Here is a 22,747-nt window from a genome sequence, read left to right as displayed (position 1 = left end):
CCCGGGACCGCCCGCGAGAGCCACGGCCCCGCGCGCCACACCAGGCGGTGCTAACCGGCCCACCCGCCGGCCAGCCGGTAACGTCGGCGCCGCCGACGAGGGAGGTGCCAGGTGGCGCGCGGTGGCGTCTTCTGTGTCGAGGGCCAGTGGCACCGTGACCTCAACGAGCGCGGTTCCGTCCTACCCACCCTGGAACTGCTGGAGCGACTGAGTCGGATCCGGTTCATCCACAAGGACGCGGCGACCCGGGATGAACTGTTCTACTTCGTCGACCGGTGGCTGCTCAAGCAGTACGCCGACTACCGGGTCGGCTTCTTCGCCACCCATGGCGAGCCCAGCCGGCTGCGCCTGACCGACTGGGAGTCGGTGGCCCTCGCCGACGTGGCCGAGCTGATGGCTGGTCGCTGCGAGGGGCGGCGCCTCTACTTCGGCAGCTGCTCGGTGCTGCGCGCCAACGACGCGGTGCTGCGAGCCTTCCTGGAGTCCACCGGTGCGGCCCTGATCTGCGGCTTCACCCGGGAGGTCGACTGGGTGGAGTCCGCCGCCTTCGAGACCGTCCTGCTCGACGTGCTCGCCAACGGGCAGCGGCACAACGCGGCCGAGCTGCGGATGGGCTCGGCGCACTGGGCGCCGCTCGCCTCGTACCTCGGCTTCCGGGTGATCTACGCCAACGGCCGTGCCTGGCGCCCGCCGGTCCGCCCCCGGGTGCCCGTTCAACCCGCCCGGCCGCCGCACCCCCCGAACACCAGGCCGGCGGTACCGGGTCAGTAGGCGGCGGTGAAGCGGGTGTTCTCGTGCCGTGGGTTCTCGATCTCGTCAACGATCGCGACGGCCATGTCCTGGTAGCTGAGGACCGACCGGCCCTCGTGATCGGTAACCGGGTGGTCTCCGCCGGTGCGGTAGTGCCCGGTCCGGGCGCCGGGGTGGAACTCCAGCGGCGGAGGCGACACGTACGTCCAGCGCACCCCGTCGGCGGCGGAGCGGTAGTACGCCAGGGCGTCGGCCTGGCCCAGCGCCGCGTCCCGGTACTCCTGGGGAAAGTCGGGCTGGTCCAGGAACCGGTCGCCTCGTGGGGTGCAGAGCGTGGCGCCGCCACCCAGGTGGATGATCCGGGGCGGGTTCGGTGTCTCGCGCAGTGCGGTGACCAGCGTCCGCGCCGCGTCGAGCCAGAGGCCGCGTTCCCCGCCGCCGATCGCCACCACCAGCGCGTCGGCCTCCGGGGCCAACTCCCGTACGCTCCGCTCGCTGGTCGCGTCCCCGGTCACCACCTGCACCCCTGCCGGTAGGGACGAGGCGGTGGCCTCGGGCCGGCGTACCGCAGCGGTGACCCGGTGCCCGCGGTGGAACGCCTCCTGGGCGATCTGGGAGCCCGCGGTTCCGCCGGCCCCGAAGATGACGATGTTGCCCACGGACTCAGGCTAGGGATGCCGGCCGGCCCGCCGCCGGGAAATGCCTATCCCGGCCCGGCCGCCGCACCGACGCCAAGCGTTGCCGGCGCCGCCTCCTCGTTCGCTGTTGTCGCCGTCGCCGTCGCCGTCGCCGTCGCCGTCGCCGTCGTCGCTGTGCCGGTTCGGTTGGCGTTGTTGTCGGTGCCGGTCAGTAGCCTGGCGCGATGCCGGATCAGCACGATGGGCTAACCCTCCGCGACGAGGACTGGTATGGCGAGGAGATCGCCGACCGGCACTACATCGGCTGCCACTTCGAGCGGGTCGATCTGACTGAGGCGAACATCCAGGGAACGCTCTTCACCGGGTGCACGTTCGGCAACGTCAGCTTCAACGCCTCCCGACACGTGAACACCGCCTTCACGCGCTGCGTCTTTCGCCGCTGCAACTTCTTCGCCGCCGAGTTCACCGGCTGCAAGCTGGTCGGTAGCACCTTCGACCAGTGTGACCTGCGACCGTTGACGATCGTCGGCGGCGACTGGTCATTCGTCGCGCTCCCGGGTGCGGATCTGCGTGGTGCGCGCATCGTTGACGTCCGGATGCGCGAGGCCGACCTGATCCGAGCGGATCTGCGCGGTGCGACGGTCACCGGAGTCGACCTGTCCGGGGCGCAGCTGCGGCAGGCGAAGTTGTCCCGTGCCGACCTGCGCGGCAGCGACCTCACCGACCTTGATCCGATCGAGGTCGAGCGGGCCGGGGCGATCGTCAGCGCTGAGCAGGCGGTGGTGCTGGCCCAGGCGCTCGGCTTTCAGATCGGCTGACCCGGTCCTCCCGGCACCGCACCGCGCCGCCGCGACCGGAGCCGCCCGGGTGGTCGTGCGGTGCCGACCGGAGCTTGCTGGCTGCCGCTGCGTGGAGCGGGCGAACCGGTCGGGTGGCCGTGGGACGAGATAGCGTGATAGCGATAGATCGATCACAGAGGATGGGAGTCGCTGATGGCCGAGCAGGTGCAGGACAGTTCCACGGATTGGGTGGCCGACCACATCGCTCGGTACGAACGCACCGACGGCGCGGACGGGCACGAATTTCGGCCCGGCGTGTTCACGTTGCTGCTGACCACCCGGGGGCGACGGAGCGGTTCGCTGCGGCGTACCGCGCTGATCTACGGCCGCGACGGCGAGGGGTACCTGCTGGTCGCCTCTCAGGGGGGCGCGCCGAAGCATCCTGCCTGGTACCTCAATCTGCGCGACGATCCGCAGGTCCAGGTGCAGGTCGGTGCGGAGCGGTTCACCGCCCGGGCGCGGGTTGCGAGCCCGGCGGAGAAGCCGCGACTGTGGGCCACGATGGCGGGGATCTGGCCGGATTACGACGCGTACCAGGCCCGGACCGACCGGGAGATCCCGGTGGTGGTCCTCGAGCGGAGCTGACCGGCAGCTTGCCGCCGACCCCGGAGCGCGGGGCATCGTCGGGCCCGAGTAGCCCGGCGTCCGCCCCGCGTTAGCACGGTGGGTGGGGCCAGCGGGCCGGAGCACTGGTTTTCACCCGATCAGGTACGGGCTGGCGGCCCGGGATGACGCCGGCCTCGCCAGGGGGCACCGTTGGCGTGCGGGACCCGTCGCGGTCCCGCGCCACGGCGGTGATCGCCGCCGTTCCCCGGCCCCATCTGCGGCCGGTGGCGAATCCCAGGACCACGAGGAGCTCCGCCATGCTGACCATGACCGACAACGCCGTGTTGGTGATCCGTGACCTCGCCAATCAGCAGGACGTCGCGAATGACGGCGGGGTCCGGATCGCCGCCGATCCGGAGGAGGGCTCGCTCACGGTGCAACTGGTCGAGGGCCCCCTCGCCGGTGACCAGGTGGTGGACAACCAGGGCGCCCGGATCTTCCTCGACTCGGACGCGGCCGAGTTGCTCGGGGACGCCGCCGTGGACGTGACCGTTGACGAGGAGGGCATTGTGCAGTTCGGCTTCACCGAGCAGCCGTGACCCGAGCTCTCCTCGGTGCGCGCCCGTCCGGGCTGGCGCAGCTGGCAGCCGGTCTCCCACCCGAGCGCCCCACCGCTGCGCAGGCGGCGGTGGGGCAACGAGCGCACGGCGCCGTCCGACCCTGATCGGTACGTTGCCGCGCTTGGCCGTCTCCCACCAGCGCAGCCGTACGGCGGTACACCAGCGGGGACTTGGCGAGACCGGATCGATGCGGCCGGGCTGGAAGGCCGAAGGGCCGGTCGGCAGACTCTTCCCGCCCAGCCTGGGAGCAAACGGCGGGACAGCGGCGAATCGCCGGGCAGCTTCGAGCCGGTCTGACCGGGCGGGTTCGGGGTATCCGCGGTGGGTGGACCAGCCGGCGATCTCCGACTACGGGTTTCTGTCCGACTGTCGCTCCGGCGCGCTGGTCGGCCGGAACGGCTCCATCGACTGGTGGTGCCCGGACCGGTTCGACTCGCCCGCGGTCTTCGGACGGCTCCTCGATCCCGCGGCGGGCCACTGGCAGCTGGCTCCGGTCGGGGCGGACGCTCCGGGGTGTCGCGTGGAACGCGTGTACCGGCCGGAGACCCTGGTGCTGCGTACCGTCCACCACACGCCGCAGGGCAGCGTCGCGGTCACCGACGCGCTCGCCGCCGAACGTGGGGCGCGGGGGCACCAGCTTGGCCTGAACTCGCCCGCGGTGTTGCTGCGGTGCGTCGAAGGGCTCTCCGGGCGGGTACGGCTGGCGTCGGACTTCGTGCCCCGTCCGGACCACGGACTGCTCACCCCGTACCTGCACGACCAACCAGGCGGGACGGTGCTGGCCGTGGCCGGAGCGACGGTGGTGGAGCTCTGCTCGGACTCGCTGACGCTGTGCGCCGGTACGGACCGGGTGCACAGCGAGTTCGAGGTCGCCGCCGGCGAGACGGTCAGCTTCGCGGCTGGCTACCGGGCGGCGTACGGTGCGCCGTCGGTGCGGCTGGACCCGTCGGCCATGCTGGCCGAGACGGTGCAGGCGTGGGAGGCCTTCCGGGAGACCCACCGGTACCAGGGCTGTTACCCGGAGCTGGTCCGGCACAGCGCGGTCGTGCTCACCGGGCTCACCTATGCCCGCAGTGGGGCGGTCGCCGCGGCGCTCACCAGCTCCCTGCCGGAGCAGCTCGGCGGAGACCGCAACTACGACTACCGGTACGCCTGGCTGCGTGACTTCTCGATGACGCTCCGCGCCCTCTGGGTGGCGGCCTGCCCGGCGGAGGCGTCCCGGCTGTTCACCTGGGCGGCGCATTCGATCGGCCAGGTCGGTGCCGAGCCGGTGCCGGTGCTGTTTGGGCTGGCGGGGGAGCGGGACATCTCCGAGCGCGTCGCGGAGCACCTGCGCGGGTACGCGGAGAGCCGCCCGGTGCGGTTCGGCAACGACGCCTGGCGGCAGCGGCAGCTCGACGTACCTGGTGAGGTGGTGGCGGCGGTGTGGCGCCTGCAGCACCTGCTCGGCGACCCGCTCGACCACGAGGTGCGCGAGATGGTGTGCGGGCTGACCGAGCAGGTCGCCGAGACCTGGCGGTTGCCGGACCGGGGCATGTGGGAGACCCGGGACGTCGATCGGCACTACCTGTCGTCGAAGGTGCTCTGCTGGGTGGCGTTGGACCGGGCGGTGGCGTTGGCGCCCCGGCTCGGCGAGCGCGCGGACCCCCGTCGTTGGGCGACGATCCGGGACGAGATCCGGGGCACCGTGCTGCGGTCGGGGTGGAGTGCGCGGGCCGGCGCGTACACCGGGGCGTTCGGCTCCGACGAGCTGGACGCCTCCGTGTTGTTCCTGCCGGTGGTGGGTTTCCTTCCGGCCACCGATCCGCGGATGCGGGCCACGATCGACGCGGTGGAGCGGGTCCTGGGCGCCGGGGGTGGGCTGATCCGGCGGTGGGAGACCGACCCGGCCGGTTTCCTGCTCTGCAGCTTCCTCCTGGTCGAGTGTCTGGTGCTGGCCGGGGAGCGGGAGCGGGCTGCGGCGCTGTTCGAGCGGGTGGCCGGGTACGCCAACGATGTCGGGCTGCTCAGTGAGCAGATCGACCCGGATACCGGCGCGCAGCTCGGCAACACCCCGCAGGCCCTGTCCCACATCGGTTTGATCAATGCCGCCTGGCGGCTGACCGACCCGACCACTGACTAGGGCGGGCCCGGCGAGTTGCCGGGGTTCCACCGCGTGCCCGGCGGCGACAGCCGAACTCTGGTGCGGGTCGATCGCCCCAAGTAATGTCTTGCCTCCAACGCGTGCCCCCCGACCCCTCCCGGAGGCGTACACCATCATGGGTGGCTTCCCCCTGCGCATTCTCGTCGTCGGTGCGGGTCTCGCCGGTCTTGCGGTGGCCCGGGCGCTGCGGATGGCGGGCTTTCGACCGGATCTGATCGACAAGCTCACCCCCAACGACCTGGTGGACAGCGGCCTGTTCCTGCCGGGCAACGCGGATCGGGCGCTGCGCCAGCTTGACCTGGACGGCCCGCTCCGCCCGCTTGGCCAGGTGATCCACCGGCAGTACTACCGCGACGCCACCAACGCGCCGCTCTGCGAGGTCGACCTCGACGCGCTCTGGTCCGGAGTCGGCCCGTGCCGGGCGTTGCTCCGCAGCGAACTGCATCGCGTCCTGCTCAGCGCCGCCGGCGGAGCCGTGCGGTACGGAGTTGGGCTCGACGCCGTTGACCTCTTTCCGACGACGGTCGGCATCACCTTTGCCGACGGTGTCATCGCCGAGTACGACCTGGTGGTCGGCGCCGACGGTCCGCGGTCCGAGGTCCGGGCCCTCGCCGCGCTGGGCGGCCCGCCCCGCCCCACCGGTCAGGTGGTCTACCGGGCCGTGGTGCGCGACGGACCACCGGTGGCGGAGTGGACCGCGTTGCTCGGCCATCGAGCCGGCTTCCTGCTCGTTCCGGTCGGCCCCGGTCGGCTGTACTGCTACGCCGACGAGACCGGCGCCGTCACGCCGGCTGACCCGGTGGCCCGGCTCGATGAGTTGTTCTGCGACTACGGTGGACCGATTCCCGAGGTGCTGGACTGTCTGGACCAGGTGCACGTCACCGTGACCGAGGAGGTCGAGCTGGGCCGTTGGCACCGGGGCCGGGTGCTGCTGGTCGGGGACGCCGCGCATGCCACCGCGCCGACCCTGTCGCAGGGCGCCGCGATGGCGCTCGAGGACGCCGTCGTGCTCGCCGAGTCGCTGCAGAAGTCGACCGGTGACATCGACGCGGCCCTGACGGCGTACGAGAGCCGTCGCCGCCCGCGGACCCGTTGGGTGCGGGACCGGACCCGGGACCGCAACCGGACCCGGGACGTCGCACCGGCGTTGCGGGACCCGCTGTTGCGTGGGCGGGGTGGGCGTATCTTCGGCGAGCACTACCGACTGCTCCTGGGACCACTGTGAGTCCATTCGGGGTGCCCTCCCCGAGGCGGAGAGCGGACATGCGACCCGGGTCCGGGCAGAGTACCCGGCCACCCCACGCAGCCGGGCCACCTGTCGGGGACTATCCTCCTTGCGGATGACGGCCGCTTACCGCACAGCGCGCCGAGCGGGACAACCGAGAACCGGAGGCCACTCGTGACCACCGTCGCACCCAAGCCGGTCGAGACCCGGCCCTGGCCGGTCCGAGAGCCGGTTCAGGGGTCGGCCCTCGCGCGGCTGCTGCGCACCACGGACGCGAAGCAGATCGGGATCATGTATATGGTCACCGCGTTCGCGTTCTTCATGATCGGCGGGCTGATGGCCCTGATCATGCGGGCCGAGCTGGCGCGGCCGGGGCTGCAGTTCCTGTCGCCCGAGCAGTTCAACCAGCTGTTCACGATGCATGGCACGATCATGCTGTTGTTCTTCGCGACGCCGATCGTCTTCGCCTTCGGCAACTACCTGGTGCCGATCCAGATCGGCGCCCCGGATGTCTCCTTTCCGCGGCTGAACAGCTTCGCCTACTGGCTCTTCCTCTTTGGCGGCACCCTGACCACCGCTGGCTTCATCACGCCGGGTGGCGCCGCTGACTTCGGCTGGTTCGCCTACACCCCGCTGAGTAGCGTGGAGCACTCGCCGGGCGTGGGCGCCAACATGTGGGTCGTCGGTCTGGCGATCTCCGGTCTGGGCACGATTCTCGGCTCGGTCAACATGATCACCACGATCCTGACCCTTCGCGCGCCCGGCATGACCATGTTCCGGATGCCGATCTTCACCTGGAACATGCTGGTCACCAGCCTGCTGGCGCTGCTGATCTTCCCGCTGCTGGCCGCCGCGCTCTTCGCGCTCGCCGCCGACCGCATCCTCGGTGCCCACGTGTACGACCCGGCGACCGGCGGGCCGCTGCTGTGGCAGCACCTCTTCTGGTTCTTCGGGCACCCCGAGGTGTACATCATCGCGCTGCCGTTCTTCGGCATCGTCTCCGAGATCATTCCGGTCTTCTCCCGCAAGCCGATCTTCGGCTACAAGGGCCTGGTCGCCGCGACCGTCGCCATCGCCGCCCTGTCGATGAGCGTCTGGGCGCACCACATGTTCGCCACCGGCCAGGTGCTGCTGCCCTTCTTCAGCTTCCTGAGCTTCCTCATCGCCGTCCCCACCGGCATGAAGTTCTTCAACTGGATCGGCACCATGTGGCGGGGGCAGATCAGCTTCGAGTCACCGATGCTCTTCTCGGTCGGCTTCCTGGTCACCTTCCTCTTCGGTGGGCTCACCGGGGTGCTGCTGGCCAGCCCGCCGCTGGACTTCCACGTCTCCGACTCGTACTTCGTGGTGGCCCACTTCCACTACGTGCTCTTCGGCACGATCGTCTTCGCCGTCTTCGCCGGCATCTACTTCTGGTTCCCGAAGATGTTCGGCCGGATGCTCGACGAGCGGCTGGCCCGGGTGCACTTCTGGCTGACCATGGTTGGCTTCCACACCACCTTCCTGGTGCAGCACTGGCTCGGTAACGAGGGTTTCCCCCGGCGGTACGCCGACTACCAGGCCATCGACGGCTTCACGACGCTGAACATGATCTCCACGATCGGCGCGTTCATCACCGGCATCTCGACGTTGCCGTTCATCTACAACTGCTGGAAGTCGTACAAGTCCGGTCCGGTGGTCGAGGTCGAGGACCCGTGGGGGCACGGTAACTCGTTGGAGTGGGCGACCAGCTCGCCGCCGCCGTTGCGGAACTTCGACCGGATGCCGCGAATCCGCTCCGAGCGGCCCGCGTTCGACCACAAGTTCCCCGAGCTGGCCACCGGGCAGACCCTGACGGCCGGCCCGGCGGAGGGCGGGGTCAAGCTACTGACCAGGGAAGCCGACGGTGGCGCCAGCTACCAGGAGGACGTGGCGAGCGACCAGGACCGCCGCTGACGCCTCGCCGTACGCACCGACGACGGGCGCCGCTCCGGGGAACACCCGGGCCGGCGCCCGTCGTCGGTCTTGGACCGGGCGGCAGGCCCGGTAGAACCACACCCCCGGTAGAACCACACCCCCCCAGCGCCGGGACCACCCGCCACCAATCGGTGGCTGCCAGGTCGTCACCAGCGGGTGCCGGGGTTACCGCAGCGGTGGAGTTCCGTCCCGGTGACCGCTGCCGAGCCGCCCCCGGTAGCCCCACCGGTGCGGCAACAGCTCACGCAGCGTGGGTCAGCTCGGGCGTGGGAACGGGGGCCGGTGCCTCGGCTTCCCGGCGGCGGCGCAGCTGCACCGGGAGCACCGCCAGCGCGACCAGCGCACCAACCGCGCCGGTCACGGCGAAGCCCCAGGCCGGCGCGGACGCGTCGATGACGGCTCCGGCCAGCGGGGCGCCGACCGCGACACCGACGGTGATGGCGGAGCCGTGTAGCCCCATCGCCTCACCGCGGGCGTCCGCGGGCGCCAGCCGACTGGCCGCGTCCGAGGTGGCGGCGATGGTGGGGGCGCAGAGCAGGCCGGCGGGGATCAGCACCAGGCTGAGCAGCCACCAGTTCGCTCCGGCCAGCCCGACCGGGATCGTGGCGACGCCCAGCGCCGCCAGCAACACCAGCGGCGACGGGGACCGGGTGATCGCCCCGTACGCGAAGCCGCCGATCAGCGAGGCGAGCGCCCAGATGCCCAGTACGACGCCGGTGAAGCCCACATCGCCGTTGTCGCGCAGGACCGCGATCACGGCCACGTCCGTGCCGCCCAGCACCACGGTGGCGGCGGCGCTGACCGCCAGCACGGCGACCATCCGGGCGGTGAGCCACTCCCGCCGCGGCACCCTACGGCGCGGGCCGGCCGCCTCGCTGGCGCCCCGGACTGGCGGGTTGAGCAGGAAGAGCCCAATGCCGGCGGTGACGATGGCGGCGCCCACCAGATACAGCGTGGTCCGGGCGGAGATGGTGGTGACCGCCAGGGTGGCCAGGGCCGGCCCGATCATGAAGGCCAACTCCACCGAGACCGAGTCCAGCGCGTACGCGGGCCGGCGCTCCTCCGCCGGCACGATGGCCGCGATGGACTGGCGCACCACCGCGAAGATCGGCAGCGCCAGCGAACCGGCGAGGAAGGCAGCGGGCAGCAGCAGCGCGTACGGCAGCAGCGGCGCGGTGGACCAGAACACCGCCTCGGCGACGGCGGTCAACACCAGGACCGGCCGCAGGCCGCGCCGGTCGATCAGGCGACCCAGCAGTGGGCCGCCGAGGGCTGCGCCGACGGTGATCGCGGCGCCGGCCAGCCCGGCGGCGGCGTACCCCCGGTCGAGGTCTTGGACGACGTAGAACGTCAGGGTCAGACCGATCGTGGTGAGCGGGATCCGGGCGAGCACCGCCACGATCAGTAGGGCCCGGAGACCGGGCAGGGCGAGTGCCGCCCGGTAAGGCTTCAGGTTCACGTCGGTCCGTACCTCCGGGGACATCCTTGCCCGTGGGTCCGGCGGTCACCAACGTGTTATTGGCTCATGCGGCCCTGATCACAGGCGTTCCCTCGGTGTTGATCCCGGCGTCGGCGAAGGCCCGTAGTGCCGCGTCGGCCGTTTCGGGCCCGATGGCGGCTGTCAGGTCCAGTTGGACGGTGGTCCGGAACCCCTCGGCGGCCGCGTCCAGGGCGGTGGCCCGGACACAGAAGTCGGTGGCGAGCCCGACGATCTCCACCTGGTCGACCCCGTGCCGCCGGAGCCAGTCGGCCAGGCACTCGCCCTGGTCGGTGTGCCCCTCGAAACCGGAGTACGCCGCGGCGTGCTCGCCCTTGTGGAAGATCACCTCGATGCGGTCGGTGACCAGGTCGGGGTGGAATTCCGAGCCGGGCGTGCCCACCACGCAGTGCGGGGGCCACGAGTCGACGAAGTCCGGCGGATCGCCGAAGTGCGCCCCGGGATCGATGTGGTAGTCCTTCGTCGCCACCACGTGGTCCCAACGGTCCGGCGCGGTGGCGAGGAGCCGGCTGACCCCGGCCGCGACGCTGGCGCCGCCGCCGACCGCGAGCGAGCCGCCCTCGCAGAAGTCGTTCTGCACATCCACGATGATCAGTGCGTTGCCCATGTGCTGCTCCTTCAGTCGGCCGGTAGGACCGTGACCGGAATGGCCGGATCACCGGCGGAGAGTTTCAACCCTTCCCAGGGGATCGAGATCAGGCACTGCCGCAGGTGCTCCCGCGACTCGTCCAGCGTCGGCTGCGTGGCCACCGCACCCCCCGCCAGGTAGGTGCGTTGCAGCAGCCGGTCGTTGGGCTGCCGCTCCGGTACGCCCTGCGGCACGATCACCTCCTCGGTGGCGGTGCCGGTCGGCTTGTGCCGGCGGACCGCCACCTTGCGGCCGCCGATGGTGGCCTTCCGCTCGGAGCGCTTGACCACCGGGCGCCCCTCGACCTCGACGAGCTTGTACACCAGGCTGGCGGTCGGTGCGCCGGAGCCGGTGACGACGGCGGTACCCGCGCCGTACATGTCCACTGGTTCGGCGGCCAGCGCGGCGATGGCGTACTCGTCGAGATCGCCGGAGACGATGATCTTCGTTTCGGTGGCGCCGAGCGAGTCGAGCAGGTCCCGGGACTGCTGCGCCATGACCGCCAGGTCGCCGGAGTCGATCCGGATCGCCCGCAGGTCCGGCCCGGCCACCGCGATGGCGTTGCGGATGCCCTGGCTGATGTCGTACGTGTCGACCAGCAGGGTGGTGTCCTTGCCCAGCGTTGCCACCTGAGAGGCGAACGCCGTCCGCTCATCCTCGTGTAGCAGGGTGAACGCGTGCGCGGCGGTGCCGGCGGTGGGGATGCCGTAGCGCTCGCCGGCGGCCAGGTTGGAGGTGAACCGGAAGCCGGCCAGGTAGGCCGCGCGGGCCGTCGCTACCGCCGCCTCCTCGTGGGTGCGTCGGGAGCCCATCTCGATCAGGGTGCGTCCGCGGGCGGCGGTGACCATCCGGGTGGCTGCGGCCGCGGTGGCGCAGTCGTGGTTGAGCACCGACAACACCAGTGTCTCCAGCACGACGCATTCGGCGAACGTGCCCGAGACGGTGAGGATCGGCGATCCGGGGAAGAAGAGCTCCCCCTCGGCGTAACCGTCGATGTCGCCGGTGAAACGGTAGGCGGTGAGCCACTGCGCGGTGGCGTCGTCGACCACCCCGGTGCGCCGGAGGAAGTCCACCTCGTCCGCGTCGAAGCGGAAATTTCGGATCAGCTCCACCAGTCGGCCGGTACCCGCCACCACACCGTAGCGGCGACCGGTCGGTAGCCGTCGGCTGAACACCTCGAACACGCAGCGGCGGTCGGCGGTGCCGTCCCGCAGCGCGGCGCGGACCATGGTCAGCTCGTAGTGGTCGGTCAGCAGCGCAGGACCCAGGGTGCTCACCCGGCTCAGCCTAGAGTTCCCGCGCGGTCCACGCCGTCCTGGTCCAGGAACATTGGCAGTGCCGGCCGTCACCCTCTCACGGGCCGGGGCGCCCGCGGTGGCGTCGCCCGGTGACCGGTCAGGGTTCCGGTTCCTCGATTCGGCGGATCCGGTGGCACGATGGGGGCATGGCGGCTCCACAGGTTGCACCACTCGAGACGCCGGACACCGACCAGGTGCCGGCGCCCGACCGACCGTGGGTGACGATCGTTTGGGATGACCCGGTCAACCTGATGGCGTACGTGACCTGGGTCTTTCAGAAGTTGTTCGGCTACAGCCGAGGGCGGGCCGAGCAGCTCATGCTGGACGTTCACCACAAGGGCAAGGCGGTCGTCTCCAGCGGCACCCGGGAACGGATGGAGCACGACGCGTCGCAGCTGCACGCGTACGGGCTGTGGGCGACGGTGGATCGGGCGTGAGTATGTTCCAGCGCTGCAGTGGTCACTACGTGGCCACCTTCGCGGTAGACGAGGTCCGGGTTCTGCGCAAGGTCGCCACCGAGGTGGTCGGCCTGCTCACCGACGCGTTCGACCACGCCGACCCGGTGGTCGTGCGGCTCTTCCCAGAGGTCTACCCGGACGACGCGGCGGACGCCGCCGAGTTTCGCCAGTACACCGAGGGCGACCTGAAGACGGCAAAGATCGACCAGGCTGGCGCGATCCTCGCGGCGCTCCCCGACGACGCCGGTGGCGAGGTCCGGCTCGACAGCGAGGCGGCCGAGGCGTGGCTGCGGGCGCTCAACGACGCCCGGCTGGCGATGGGTGTCCGGCTGGAGATTCGGGACAGCACCGATCTCGGCGCGGAGCTCGATGACGCGGTCGCCATGGACCCGGGGTCCAGCCGGATGTTCCAACTGTCGGTATACGCGTACCTGGGCTATTTGCAGGAGTCCCTGCTGAGCGCATTGATCGACTGATCCGTGACCGCCGCCACCTCGCCGGCCAGCACCGGCAGACGCTACGCTGGTTGGCGTGCTGAGCATTGACCGGGCGATCGTGGACGCGATCGTCGCCCATGCCCGCCGGGACCACCCGGACGAGGCGTGTGGCGTGGTCGCCGGTCCCGCCGGTAGCAACCTTGCCACTCGGCACATCCCGATGGAGAACGCCGCCCGTTCCATGACGTTCTACGAGTTCGACTCGATGGAGCAGCTGCGGGTGTGGCGGGAGATGGACGACCGGGACGAGGCGCCCGTCGTCATCTACCACTCGCACACCGCGACCGAGGCGTACCCATCGCGCACCGACGTCTCCTTCGCCGGTGAGCCCGACGCGCACTACCTCCTCGTCTCCACCCGTGAGCCCGACTCTGAGGAGATTCGTTCCTTCCGGATCGTGGCTGGCGTGGTGACTGAGGAGAAGGTCCGCATCCTGGACGCCGGGGTGGACCCGCACGCCGTGCAGTCCTACATGTTCGGGCAGAGCCCGGCGACGGTCGACTACGAGTGTTCCGGCCGCTGATCCCAGCGCGGTAACACCCACCCCATCACGTCCCGTCACCATTTCGGCATTTCCCGACTGAGGAGCACTGCATCATGGCCATCGAAGTTCGTATCCCCACCATCCTGCGCAGCCACACCAGCGGTGCGAAGATCGTCGAGGGGGCCGGCGACACGCTGGGCGACCTCTTCGCCGACCTGGACAGCCGGCACGACGGGCTGAAGGGCCGCCTGATCACCGACACCGGCGGGCTGCACCGGTTCGTGAACGTCTACATCAACGACGAGGATGTCCGCTTCCTGGGCGCGCTGGAGGCCAAACTCAGCGACGGCGACAGCGTGACCATCCTGCCGGCCGTCGCGGGTGGGGCCCTCGGCTTCGCCGCGGTGGCCGTTCCCCGCGGCCTGCGCGTCGGGTCGCCAGCCGCCCGCTGAGGGCGCGGCCCCGTGGCGCGCTACGACAGTCTGCTGGACGCCGGTGGCGGAACGCCCCTGGTCGGGCTGCCCCGGCTCGCGCCGGCGGTGCCGGCGGGGGCGCCGCCGGTGCGGCTCTGGGCGAAGCTGGAGGACCGCAACCCGACCGGCAGCGTGAAGGACCGGGCCGCGCTGTTCATGGTCCGCGCGGCCGAGGAGGCGGGCCGGCTCCGGCCGGGTGCCACGATCTTCGAGCCCACCAGTGGGAACACCGGTATCGCACTGGCCATGGTGGCGAAGCTGCGCGGGTACCGGCTGGTGTGTGTACTGCCGGAGAACGTCTCCACCGAACGGGTGCAGCTGCTGCGCATGTACGGGGCGGAAATCATCTTTTCGCCCGCGGCGGGTGGCTCGAACCAGGCCGTCGCCACCGCCAAGCAGATCGCTGCCGAGCACCCCGACTGGGTCCTGCTGTACCAGTACGGAAACGAGGCCAACGCGAAGGCCCACTACCTGACCACCGGTCCGGAACTGCTTCAGGACCTACCCACGATCACCCACTTCGTGGCTGGGCTCGGCACCACGGGCACGCTGATGGGCACCGGCCGCTACCTGCGCGAAAAGGTGGCGGGGGTCCAGGTGGTGGCCGCCGAGCCGCGCTACGGCGAGCTGGTGTACGGGTTGCGCAATATCGACGAGGGGTACGTGCCGGAGCTGTACGACGCCTCGGTGCTCACCCGGCGCTTCTCGGTCGGTACCCGGGACGCCGTGCTGCGGACCCGACAGCTGGTCGAGGTGGAGGGGCTCTTCGCCGGGCTCTCCACCGGTGCGATCCTGCACGCGGCGCTGGCGGTGGCGCACGAGGCGGTTCGGGAGGGGCGCCGCGCCGACGTGGCCTTCGTGGTCGCCGACGCCGGCTGGAAGTACCTCTCGACCGGAGCCTACGACGGCACTCTGGCCGAGGCTGAGAAGGCGCTGGAGGGGCAGCTCTGGGCCTGACCCACCATCTGGGACGGTGTCACGTTCGTGACACCTTTCCGGGGATGATTCATGCGTTCGGGTGGCCGAGCGTAGGCTGCGCAGCGTGGCGTACACGGCGGTTGGGAGAATGCTCCGCGGAGAGGCAACCGGCCCGGACACTGCAGAATGTGACAGTGAGACGACTCAATGCGACTGACAGTGTTGGGTTGCGCCGGGACCTTCCCCGGCCCGGACTCCCCCTGCTCGGCCTACCTGGTCGAGGCCGCGGGCTTCCGGCTCCTGGTCGACTTCGGTTCCGGGTCGCTGTCGACCCTCCAGCGTTACGTGGGGCTCCACGCTCCCGACGCCGTCCTCCTCACCCACCTGCACGGTGACCACTTCCTCGACGCCGCGCTCTACGTGGTGGTTCGCCGGTACGCCCCGGACGGCCCCTATCCGCCGCTGCCGGTCTACGGCCCGGCGGGCACACCGGAGCGGCTCGCCGCCCTCAGCGGAGTGCAGGACAGCACCGTCGAGGATGTGTACCAGTTCGCCGCCCTGACCCCGGGGACGTTCCCGATCGGCCCGCTGACCGTCACCGTCGACCGGGTCAACCATCCGATCGAGACGTACGGGGTCCGGCTGGAACACAACGGTCGGGTGCTCTGCTACTCCTCCGACACCGCCCCCTGCGAGGCGCTGCTGCAGCTGGCCCAGGGAGCCGACGTGTTCCTCTGCGAGGCGAGCTACCTCGACGGGGTGGATAACCCGCCGGATCTGCACCTGACCGGCGGGGAGGCCGGCGAGGTCGCCACCAAGGCCGGCGTCGGGCGGCTGCTGCTGACCCACCTCGTGGCGGCTTGGGGCAGCGAGGCGCAGACCGTCACGTCCGCCGCCACCGCCTACGCCGGCCCGCTCGAGGTGGTTCGACCGGGCGCGCGTTACGAGGTCTGACCGGCGCGGACCGGCCCGGACCTCGGCGGGTCGAGCCGACCGGGGGCACCCCGGGGCGGGCCGCCCTCGCCACCACATAGGGTGCAGACATGGCGCGACCTGACGGGCGGCTGCCCGACCACCTCCGACCGGTGACCCTGACCCGCGGCTGGAGCACCCATCCCGAGGGCTCGGTGCTGGTCGAGTTCGGCGCCACCCGGGTGCTCTGCACCGCCAGCGTCACTGAGGGGGTGCCCCGCTGGCGCAAGGGCTCCGGGCTCGGCTGGGTCACCGCCGAGTACGCCATGCTGCCCCGCGCCACCAACACCCGCTCCGACCGGGAAAGTATCAAGGGGCGGGTCGGTGGGCGTACCCACGAGATCTCCCGGTTGATCGGCCGTAGCCTGCGCGCGTCGATCGACCTGAAGGCGCTGGGCGAGAACTCCATCGTGCTCGACTGCGACGTGCTCCAGGCCGACGGCGGCACCCGTACCGCCGCGATCACCGGCGGGTACGTGGCGCTGCACGACGCGGTGACCTGGCTCGCCACCCGCCGTTCCCTCGTCGGTCGGCCGGAGACGGTGATGCATCGCTCGGTGGCGGCGGTCAGCGTCGGCGTCATCGCCGGTGAGCCGCGGTTGGACCTCGACTACGCCGAGGACGCAACCGCCGAGGTCGACCTGAACGTGGTCTGCACCGGCGCCGGTGACTTCGTTGAGGTGCAGGGCACCGGTGAGGCGGGCGTCTTCAGCCGTGGACAGCTCGACGCCCTGCTCGACCTGGCCGTCGCCGGCTGTGTGGAGTTGGCCGAAGCCCAGCGGAAGGCGCTCTCGTGAGGATGGCTCCGCTGCTGGCTTCCGTGGTCGTGAACGAAGGTGACTCAGCATGAACAAGGTCCTGCTCGCCACCCGGAACCGGAAGAAGCTCATCGAGCTGCAACGCATCCTCGATGGGGCCCTGGGCGCGCACCGGATCGCCCTGATCGGCCTCGACGACGTCGAGGCCTACCCGGAGCTGCCGGAGACCGGCCTCACGTTCGGTGAGAACGCGCTGATCAAGGCCCGGGAGGGGTGTCGGCGCACCGGGTTGCCCACCATCGCCGACGACTCCGGCCTGGCGGTGGAGGCGCTCAACGGCATGCCCGGTGTCTTCAGTGCCCGCTGGGCCGGCCAGCACGGTGATGACCACGCCAACCTTCAGCTGGTGCTGAACCAGATCGCCGACGTGCCGGACGAGCATCGGGGCGCGTCCTTCGTCTGCACGGTGGCCCTGGCGCTGCCCGGCGGCAAGGAGCACCTGGTGGACGGCCGGCAGGCCGGTCGCCTGCTGCGGGAGCCGCACGGCGACGGTGGCTTCGGCTACGACCCGATCTTTCGCGGCGACGGGCAGGACCGGACGAACGCCGAGCTGACGCCGGCGGAGAAGGACGCGATCAGCCACCGCGGCAAGGCGCTGCGCGAACTGGCGAAGCTGGTCGCCAGGGTGTTGCCGCCGGCCTGACCTGCCGTACTCGGGCAGCGGCCACCGACTCGGCAGCCGCTGCCCGGGCACGCCGAGCAGGAGGGTCAGGCCAGCGTCCCGACCTCACGTTCGATCGCCGCCCGAAGCTCCGGGCCGGCAATCACCGTACGGGCGGTTTCCAGCACCGGCGCGAGGAAGATGTCCGGGCCGGGCTCACCGGCGGCCCCGGCCAACGCGGCGATGGCGGCCCGTCCGGCCGGTGACGGTTGTAGCGGCGCCCGGAGCTGGAGCCCGCGGACCGCGGCGAGAAGCTCGACCGCGAGCAGACTGGTCAGGTTGTCCAGGACGGTCCGCAGCTTCTTGGTCGCCGCCCAGCCCATCGACACGTGGTCTTCCTGCATCCCGCTGGTGGGCAGGGAGTCCACCGAGGCGGGGGCGGCGAGTCGGCGGTTCTCCGCGACGATGCCGGCCGCCGTGTACTGGGCGATCATCAGCCCGGAGTTGACCCCGGCGTCGGGGGAGAGGAACGCCGGCAGGTCCCGGGAGCGGGTCACGTCGAGCAGCCGGTCCACCCGTCGCTCGGCGATCGCGCCGACCTCGGCGGCGGCGACGGCGAGGAAGTCCGCGGCGAAACCGAGCGGCGCGCCGTGGAAGTTCCCGGTGGACTCGACCCGGCCGTCCGGCAGGACCACCGGGTTGTCCACCACCGAGACGAGTTCCCGGCCCGCCACCTGTCGGGCGAAGTCCAGGGTGTCCCGGGCCGCGCCGGCGACCTGCGGCGCGCACCGCATCGAGTACGCGTCCTGCACCGCGTGCACCACGTCGTCGCGGTGTGACGCCATCACCGCCGAGTCCTGGAGCAGGCGGTGGATGTTCGCCGCCGAGGTGGCCTGACCGGGGTGCGGCCGGATGGCGTGTAGCTCGGGCTGGAACGGTCGGTCCGTGCCGAGCATCGCCTCGATGGCCAGGGCGGCCGTCACGTCGGCCAGGGTGAACAGGTGCGCGGCGTCGTGGTTGGCCATCAGCAGCATGCCGAGCATGCCGTCGGTGCCGTTGATCAGTGCCAGCCCCTCCTTGGCGGCCAGCTCGATCGGCGTGATACCGACCCGGCGCAGCGCCTCGCCGGCCGGGATCCGGTCACCGGCCGCGCCCAGCACCCAGCCCTCGCCGAGTAGCGCCAGCGCGCAGTGCGCCAGCGGCGCCAGATCCCCGGAGGCCCCCAGTGACCCGTGCTCGGGCACCCACGGGGTGACATCGTGGTTGAGTAGGTCCACCAGCGCGGTGGCGACCAGCGGCCGGACCCCGGAGCGGCCGAACGCGAGGGAACGGACGCGCAGCAGCATCATCGCCCGCACCACCTCGCGGGGCATGGCGGTCCCGACCCCGGCGGCGTGTGAACGGATCAGCGCGTGCTGTAGCTCGGCCCGCCGCTGTGGGGCGACGAAGGTGTTGGCGAGCGCCCCGAAGCCGGTGCTCACGCCATACACCGGCTGGCCGGCGGCCTCGATCCCGTCCACGACGGACCGGCTGTTGGCCATCGCGTCGATCGCCGTCGGGTCGAGGACGACCTTGGCGTTGCCGCGGGCGACGGCGAGCACGTCGGCGGGGGTGATCCCGGTTGGCTGGATGACTACGGTCGACATTGCGGTTCTCCGTTGTGCAGGACCTGGCGGATCAGTGGCACCCCCGGCCGGTAGGCCAGGTGCAGGTGGGACGGGGCGTCGAGGATCATCAGGTCGGCCCGGGCGCCGGGCGCCAGCCGACCCACATCGGTACGGCGCAGCGCCGCGGCGCCGCCGGCGGTCGCCGCCCAGACCGCCTCGGAGGGGCTCATCCGCATCTCCCGGACGGCCAGCGCGATGCAGAACGGCACCGACGAGGTGTACGACGACCCGGGGTTGCAGTCGGTGGCCAGCGCCACGGTCACGCCCGCGTCGAGCAGCCGCCGGGCGTCCGGGTAGGGCGAGCGGGTCGAGAACTCCGCCCCCGGCAACAGGGTGGCCACGGTCGTTCCGTCGGCCCCGACGAGCGCGTCGACGTCGGCATCGGTGAGGTGGGTGCAGTGGTCGACGCTGGCCACCCCCAGCTCCACCCCGAGCTGGACCCCCGGGCCCGGACCAAGCTGGTTGGCGTGCAGCCGGGTGTCCAGCCCGGCGGCCTGCCCACGGGTCAGGATCGCGCGGGTGTGGTCGGCGTCGAAGGCGCCCCGCTCACAGAAGACATCCACCCAGCGGGCGTACGGCGCGGCGGCGGCGAGCATCGGGCCGCAGACCAGGTCGACGTAGTCATCCGGCCGGTCGGCGTACTCGGCGGGGACAAGGTGCGCCCCGAGGAAGGTGGTCTCCGAGCTCACCTCGGCGGCGATCCGCAGCGAGCGGGCCTCGTCGGCGACGGTGAGGCCGTACCCGCTCTTGATCTCGATGGTGGTGGTGCCCTGCCGCAGCGCCTCCGCGTGTAGCCGGCGGGCCGTGGCGCGTAGCTCGTCGTCGGTGGCGGCCCGGGTCGCGCCGACCGTGGTGCGGATGCCGCCGCCGGTGTACGGCTCGCCGGCCATCCGGGCGGCGAACTCGACCGCCCGATCCCCGGCGAAGACCAGGTGGGCGTGGCTGTCCACGAAGCCGGGCAGCACGGCCCCCGACTCGGCGTCGAGGCGTTGATCGGCGGCGGGTGCGTCCCCGCTCGGCCCGACCCAGGCCACCACGCCGTCCTCGACGAGCACGGCGGCGTCGCGGCGGATGCCCAGCGGCCCCTCCCCGGCGGCTGTGTTGGTGACCAGCTCTCCGATGTTGTCCAGCAGCAGGCTACTCATGCGCTCCGGTCACCTCCCCGATCGACGTGGCCAGCTCGGTGGGGACGTCAACGGTGCGGTGCCGTCCGTCCCGCACCACCACCTGGCCATCCACCACCACCTGGTGAACATCCCCCGCGGTGGCGGCGAAGAAGGCGCCGGCCGCCGGTACCCCCGCGGTCCGCGGGCTGTCCAGCCGGAGGGTGACCAGGTCGGCCCGGTCGCCCACGGCGAGCCGGCCGGCGTCGCCCCAGCCGAGGGCGGCGTGCCCGGCGGAGGTGGCCGCGGTGACCAGCTCGCCGACGGTGAAGTGGCCGCGCCGTCGGGTACGCAGGCGCTCGTCCAGTTCCACCGCGCGCGCCTCCTCGAAGAGGTCCACCACCGCGTGGCTGTCGCTGCCGAGACTCAACGGGCTGCCGGCGTTGGCCAGCCGGCGGGCCGGTCCCATCCCGTCGGCGAGGTCCCGCTCGGTGGTCGGGCAGAGGCAGACCCCGGTGCGGCTCTCCCCGAGCAGGGCCACGTCCGAGCTGGTGGGGTGGGTGGCGTGCACGGCGGTGGTGTGCTGGTCGAGGACTCCCCGGTCGGCCAGCAACCGGGTGGGGGTGCAGCCGTGCGCGGCCCGGCAGGCATCGTTCTCGGCCGGCTGCTCGGAGAGGTGCAGGTGCAGCGGGATGCCCCGCTCCCGTGCCGCGCCGGCCACCGTCGCCAGTTGGTCGGCGGGCACGGCCCGCACCGAGTGGATCGCCGCGCCCGCCCGGACGTGCGCGTCGGTGGGGGTGAACGCCGCTGCCCGCTCCGCCCAGCGCACCGCGTCCCCGTCGCCGAAGCGTCGCTGCGGCCCGGCCAGTGGCTCACCCGCCACGCCGGCGGTCAGGTAGCAGGCATCCAGCAGGGTCAGCCGGATCCCGGCGTGCGCCGCCGCCTCGACCAGGGCGGCCCCCATCGCGTTCGGGTCCGCGTACGGGGTGCCGTCCGGGCCGTGGTGCAGGTAGTGGAACTCGCCGACGCAGGTGATTCCGGCCAGCGCCATCTCCGCGTAGCCGGCGCGGGCGAGTGCGAGGTAGTTCTCCGGGTCCAGCCGGGCGGCCACCTCGTACATCCGGTCCCGCCAGGTCCAGAAGTCGCCGCGACCGCCGTGGGTGCGGCCGCGCAGCGCGCGGTGGAAGGCGTGCGAGTGGGCGTTGGCCAGCCCCGGCAGGGTCAGCCCAGGCAGGCGGACCGCGTCGGCGAGGACCTCGACCCCGGTGGTCGGCCGGCCCTCGGTGCTCAGCGGGGTGACCGCGGTGATCCGGCCGGCAGCGGACTCGATCAGCACGTCCGGGGTCGGCTCGGGCTGCTCGGGTAGCCACGCGTACTCGGCCAGCCAGCGGGTCATGTCAGCTCCTCCAGCGCGGCGGTGAGGGCTTGTACCCCGGCCGCGCAGTCGTCGTCGTTCGCCGACTCCGCGGGGGAGTGCGACACCCCGGTGGGGTTGCGGACGAAGAGCATCGCGGTGGGCAGGTGTCCGGCCAGCACGCCGGCGTCGTGCCCGGCCCCGGTCGGCAGCACCGGCGCGTCGAGCAGTCGGGCGAGCCGGTCGGCCAACCCACCGTCGAAGGCGACGAGGGGCGTGGCCGACTCCTCGGTCAGCCGCAACCCGGTGCCGTCGCGTCGGGCCCGCTCGGCGGCCCGGTCGTGGACCGCCTCGACCAGCCCGGCGAGGGTCTCCGGCTCGGCCGCGCGGGCGTCCAGCCAGCCGGTCACCGCAGCCGGGATGGCGTTGGTGGCGTTCGGCTCCACCCGTACCCGGCCGACCGTGGCGTGGGCACCGAGCCGCCGGGCCTCCTTGTTGGCGGCGAGCACCGTGAACGCGTACGTGAGCATCGGGTCGCGGCGATCCATCATCCGGGTCGTACCCGCGTGGTTTCCCTCACCGGTGAAGTCGAAACGCCACCGGCCGTGCGGCCAGATCGCGCTGGCGACGGCGACCGGAGCGGCCTGCTCGACCAGGGCCCGGCCCTGCTCGACGTGGAGCTCGACGAAGGCGGCGAAGCGGCCGAGCAGCTCCGGCCGGGCGCCGGCCGGCGGGCCGCCCAGCGCCTCGGCGAAGCTCACCCCGGCCGGGTCGCGCAGCTCGGCCGCCTGCTCGACCGGCAGCGCCCCGGTGAGCAGCCGAGACCCCAGACACGGTACGCCGAACCGGGCGCCCTCCTCCTCCACGAAGGCGGCGACCGCGATCGGCCGGGTGGGGGTGGTGCCGGCGGCGCGTAGCTCGTCCACGGCGAGGAAGGCGCTGACGATGCCGAGCGGCCCGTCGTACGCCCCGCCGTGCGGTACCGAGTCGAAGTGGCTGCCGGTGAGCACCGCGTTCCCCGCCTCCGGGGCGCCCCACCAGGCGAAGAGGTTCCCGTTGCCGTCCTCGGTCACCGGCATGTCACGCTGGTCGGCCTGGGCCCGGAACCACTCCCGCAGCCGCAGCTCCGGGTCGGTCAGCGCGTACCGCAGGTACCCGCCGCTACGGTCATCCCGGCCGATCGGCGCGATCTCGTCCCAGAGCCGCCGGAACCTGCGCGGAAGGGAGCCCTCCACCACCGGATGCGTCAACACGGAGCTCT

Annotated in this window: 24 protein-coding genes; 16 read left to right on the top strand and 8 right to left on the bottom strand. The window is 71.9% G+C overall.

All coding sequences use genetic code 11. From position 1 onward, the window contains the following. The first annotated feature begins 111 nt into the window (after positions 1-111). Positions 112-771 carry a DUF6642 family protein gene (locus tag SALPAC3_RS0109130; RefSeq protein ID WP_018220933.1) on the top strand — a complete coding sequence of 220 codons (660 nt, stop codon included), beginning with the start codon at positions 112-114 and terminating at the stop codon, positions 769-771. Here the strand turns inward: SALPAC3_RS0109130 and SALPAC3_RS0109125 are convergent. Further along, entirely contained in the window at positions 765-1,409 is a 645-nt protein-coding gene (locus SALPAC3_RS0109125) for an NAD(P)-dependent oxidoreductase (protein WP_018220932.1), read from the bottom strand. The two genes, SALPAC3_RS0109130 and SALPAC3_RS0109125, sit on opposite strands and share 7 nt — an antisense overlap. A 15-nt stretch (positions 1,410-1,424) precedes the next feature. Here SALPAC3_RS0109125 and SALPAC3_RS28300 point away from each other — a divergent pair, with 15 nt between their 5' ends. From SALPAC3_RS28300 to ctaD, 7 genes are all read left to right on the top strand, one after another. Further along, positions 1,425-1,637, top strand: coding sequence for a hypothetical protein (locus SALPAC3_RS28300; protein WP_018220931.1), 213 nt, complete (start codon positions 1,425-1,427; stop codon positions 1,635-1,637). After that, the gene (locus SALPAC3_RS0109115) at positions 1,613-2,206 is read left to right on the top strand and encodes a pentapeptide repeat-containing protein (RefSeq protein WP_018220930.1); all 594 of its coding nucleotides are present in this window, start codon (positions 1,613-1,615) and stop codon (positions 2,204-2,206) included. The genes SALPAC3_RS28300 and SALPAC3_RS0109115 overlap by 25 nt, the downstream gene beginning before the upstream one ends. Positions 2,207-2,380: 174 nt before the next feature. Next, positions 2,381-2,812, top strand: a complete 432-nt coding sequence (locus SALPAC3_RS0109110) for a nitroreductase family deazaflavin-dependent oxidoreductase (protein ID WP_018220929.1) — start codon at positions 2,381-2,383, stop codon at positions 2,810-2,812. A 278-nt stretch (positions 2,813-3,090) separates the two neighbouring features. After that, a complete protein-coding gene (locus SALPAC3_RS0109105; protein ID WP_018220928.1) occupies positions 3,091-3,372 on the top strand; it encodes an adhesin in 282 nt (93 codons plus the stop codon). 346 nt (positions 3,373-3,718) lie between these two features. Further along, positions 3,719-5,515, top strand: coding sequence for a glycoside hydrolase family 15 protein (locus SALPAC3_RS0109100; RefSeq protein WP_018220927.1), 1,797 nt, complete (start codon positions 3,719-3,721; stop codon positions 5,513-5,515). Positions 5,516-5,651: 136 nt separating this feature from the next. Further along, positions 5,652-6,761 carry an FAD-dependent monooxygenase gene (locus SALPAC3_RS0109095; protein ID WP_018220926.1) on the top strand — a complete coding sequence of 370 codons (1,110 nt, stop codon included), beginning with the start codon at positions 5,652-5,654 and terminating at the stop codon, positions 6,759-6,761. Between the two features lie 174 nt (positions 6,762-6,935). After that, the gene (ctaD, locus tag SALPAC3_RS0109090; protein ID WP_018220925.1) at positions 6,936-8,696 is read left to right on the top strand and encodes an aa3-type cytochrome oxidase subunit I; all 1,761 of its coding nucleotides are present in this window, start codon (positions 6,936-6,938) and stop codon (positions 8,694-8,696) included. A gap of 262 nt (positions 8,697-8,958) precedes the next feature. Here ctaD and SALPAC3_RS0109085 read toward each other — a convergent pair whose 3' ends face one another. The 3 genes from SALPAC3_RS0109085 to SALPAC3_RS0109075 are packed head-to-tail and all read right to left on the bottom strand — an operon-like array spanning position 8,959 to position 12,120. After that, entirely contained in the window at positions 8,959-10,200 is a 1,242-nt protein-coding gene (locus tag SALPAC3_RS0109085) for an MFS transporter (protein ID WP_018220924.1), read from the bottom strand. A 40-nt stretch (positions 10,201-10,240) separates the two neighbouring features. After that, the gene (locus SALPAC3_RS0109080) at positions 10,241-10,822 is read right to left on the bottom strand and encodes a nicotinamidase (protein ID WP_018220923.1); all 582 of its coding nucleotides are present in this window, start codon (positions 10,820-10,822) and stop codon (positions 10,241-10,243) included. An 11-nt stretch (positions 10,823-10,833) separates the two neighbouring features. Further along, the gene (locus SALPAC3_RS0109075) at positions 10,834-12,120 is read right to left on the bottom strand and encodes a nicotinate phosphoribosyltransferase (RefSeq protein ID WP_018220922.1); all 1,287 of its coding nucleotides are present in this window, start codon (positions 12,118-12,120) and stop codon (positions 10,834-10,836) included. 167 nt (positions 12,121-12,287) lie between these two features. On the opposite strand from SALPAC3_RS0109075, the gene clpS reads away from it, so the two are divergent. The 8 genes from clpS (at position 12,288) to rdgB (ending at position 17,404) form a co-directional block, all read left to right on the top strand. Next, the gene (clpS, locus tag SALPAC3_RS0109070) at positions 12,288-12,578 is read left to right on the top strand and encodes an ATP-dependent Clp protease adapter ClpS (RefSeq protein WP_018218759.1); all 291 of its coding nucleotides are present in this window, start codon (positions 12,288-12,290) and stop codon (positions 12,576-12,578) included. 2 nt (positions 12,579-12,580) lie between these two features. Next, positions 12,581-13,075, top strand: a complete 495-nt coding sequence (locus tag SALPAC3_RS0109065) for a DUF2017 domain-containing protein (protein WP_198290365.1) — start codon at positions 12,581-12,583, stop codon at positions 13,073-13,075. A gap of 55 nt (positions 13,076-13,130) precedes the next feature. After that, the gene (locus SALPAC3_RS0109060) at positions 13,131-13,619 is read left to right on the top strand and encodes a M67 family metallopeptidase (RefSeq protein ID WP_018220919.1); all 489 of its coding nucleotides are present in this window, start codon (positions 13,131-13,133) and stop codon (positions 13,617-13,619) included. A 74-nt stretch (positions 13,620-13,693) separates the two neighbouring features. Continuing rightward, positions 13,694-14,032, top strand: coding sequence for a MoaD/ThiS family protein (locus tag SALPAC3_RS0109055; protein ID WP_018220918.1), 339 nt, complete (start codon positions 13,694-13,696; stop codon positions 14,030-14,032). A gap of 12 nt (positions 14,033-14,044) precedes the next feature. Next, entirely contained in the window at positions 14,045-15,010 is a 966-nt protein-coding gene (locus tag SALPAC3_RS0109050; protein ID WP_018220917.1) for a PLP-dependent cysteine synthase family protein, read from the top strand. A 168-nt stretch (positions 15,011-15,178) separates the two neighbouring features. Then, positions 15,179-15,925, top strand: a complete 747-nt coding sequence (locus SALPAC3_RS0109045) for an MBL fold metallo-hydrolase (protein ID WP_018220916.1) — start codon at positions 15,179-15,181, stop codon at positions 15,923-15,925. A gap of 89 nt (positions 15,926-16,014) precedes the next feature. Continuing rightward, entirely contained in the window at positions 16,015-16,740 is a 726-nt protein-coding gene (gene rph / locus SALPAC3_RS0109040; protein ID WP_018220915.1) for a ribonuclease PH, read from the top strand. A gap of 49 nt (positions 16,741-16,789) precedes the next feature. Continuing rightward, complete coding sequence (gene rdgB, locus SALPAC3_RS0109035) at positions 16,790-17,404, top strand: RdgB/HAM1 family non-canonical purine NTP pyrophosphatase (RefSeq protein WP_018220914.1); 615 nt, start codon at positions 16,790-16,792, stop codon at positions 17,402-17,404. A gap of 65 nt (positions 17,405-17,469) precedes the next feature. On the opposite strand, the gene hutH is transcribed toward rdgB, so the two are convergent. The 4 genes from hutH to SALPAC3_RS0109015 are packed head-to-tail and all read right to left on the bottom strand — an operon-like array spanning position 17,470 to position 22,739. Beyond that, the gene (gene hutH / locus SALPAC3_RS0109030) at positions 17,470-19,008 is read right to left on the bottom strand and encodes a histidine ammonia-lyase (RefSeq protein WP_018220913.1); all 1,539 of its coding nucleotides are present in this window, start codon (positions 19,006-19,008) and stop codon (positions 17,470-17,472) included. Continuing rightward, on the bottom strand, positions 18,996-20,174 hold the full coding sequence (gene hutI / locus SALPAC3_RS0109025) for an imidazolonepropionase (protein ID WP_018220912.1): 1,179 nt from the start codon (positions 20,172-20,174) through the stop codon (positions 18,996-18,998). The genes hutH and hutI overlap by 13 nt, the downstream gene beginning before the upstream one ends. Continuing rightward, positions 20,167-21,528 carry a formimidoylglutamate deiminase gene (locus tag SALPAC3_RS0109020; protein ID WP_018220911.1) on the bottom strand — a complete coding sequence of 454 codons (1,362 nt, stop codon included), beginning with the start codon at positions 21,526-21,528 and terminating at the stop codon, positions 20,167-20,169. Before SALPAC3_RS0109020 ends, hutI begins: the two co-directional genes overlap by 8 nt. Beyond that, entirely contained in the window at positions 21,525-22,739 is a 1,215-nt protein-coding gene (locus tag SALPAC3_RS0109015) for an allantoate amidohydrolase (RefSeq protein ID WP_018220910.1), read from the bottom strand. Before SALPAC3_RS0109015 ends, SALPAC3_RS0109020 begins: the two co-directional genes overlap by 4 nt. Between the last annotated feature and the right edge of the window lie 8 nt (positions 22,740-22,747).

Source organism: Salinispora pacifica DSM 45544 (genome assembly GCF_000378845.1).
GTDB classification, from domain to species: domain Bacteria; phylum Actinomycetota; class Actinomycetes; order Mycobacteriales; family Micromonosporaceae; genus Micromonospora; species Micromonospora pacifica.
This window is presented reverse-complemented; position numbering and strand designations above follow the sequence as displayed.

Coding starts and splice junctions, on each gene's coding strand:
- SALPAC3_RS28300 (WP_018220931.1), top strand. CDS start 1,425: ATGCCGGCCGGCCCGCCGCCGGGAAATGCCTATCCCGGCCCGGCCGCC.
- SALPAC3_RS0109115 (WP_018220930.1), top strand. CDS start 1,613: ATGCCGGATCAGCACGATGGGCTAACCCTCCGCGACGAGGACTGGTAT.
- SALPAC3_RS0109110 (WP_018220929.1), top strand. CDS start 2,381: ATGGCCGAGCAGGTGCAGGACAGTTCCACGGATTGGGTGGCCGACCAC.
- SALPAC3_RS0109105 (WP_018220928.1), top strand. CDS start 3,091: ATGCTGACCATGACCGACAACGCCGTGTTGGTGATCCGTGACCTCGCC.
- SALPAC3_RS0109095 (WP_018220926.1), top strand. CDS start 5,652: ATGGGTGGCTTCCCCCTGCGCATTCTCGTCGTCGGTGCGGGTCTCGCC.
- SALPAC3_RS0109085 (WP_018220924.1), bottom strand. CDS start 10,200: ATGTCCCCGGAGGTACGGACCGACGTGAACCTGAAGCCTTACCGGGCG.
- SALPAC3_RS0109080 (WP_018220923.1), bottom strand. CDS start 10,822: ATGGGCAACGCACTGATCATCGTGGATGTGCAGAACGACTTCTGCGAG.
- clpS (WP_018218759.1), top strand. CDS start 12,288: ATGGCGGCTCCACAGGTTGCACCACTCGAGACGCCGGACACCGACCAG.
- SALPAC3_RS0109065 (WP_198290365.1), top strand. CDS start 12,581: ATGTTCCAGCGCTGCAGTGGTCACTACGTGGCCACCTTCGCGGTAGAC.
- SALPAC3_RS0109055 (WP_018220918.1), top strand. CDS start 13,694: ATGGCCATCGAAGTTCGTATCCCCACCATCCTGCGCAGCCACACCAGC.
- SALPAC3_RS0109045 (WP_018220916.1), top strand. CDS start 15,179: ATGCGACTGACAGTGTTGGGTTGCGCCGGGACCTTCCCCGGCCCGGAC.
- rph (WP_018220915.1), top strand. CDS start 16,015: ATGGCGCGACCTGACGGGCGGCTGCCCGACCACCTCCGACCGGTGACC.
- rdgB (WP_018220914.1), top strand. CDS start 16,790: ATGAACAAGGTCCTGCTCGCCACCCGGAACCGGAAGAAGCTCATCGAG.
- hutH (WP_018220913.1), bottom strand. CDS start 19,008: ATGTCGACCGTAGTCATCCAGCCAACCGGGATCACCCCCGCCGACGTG.
- hutI (WP_018220912.1), bottom strand. CDS start 20,174: ATGAGTAGCCTGCTGCTGGACAACATCGGAGAGCTGGTCACCAACACA.
- SALPAC3_RS0109020 (WP_018220911.1), bottom strand. CDS start 21,528: ATGACCCGCTGGCTGGCCGAGTACGCGTGGCTACCCGAGCAGCCCGAG.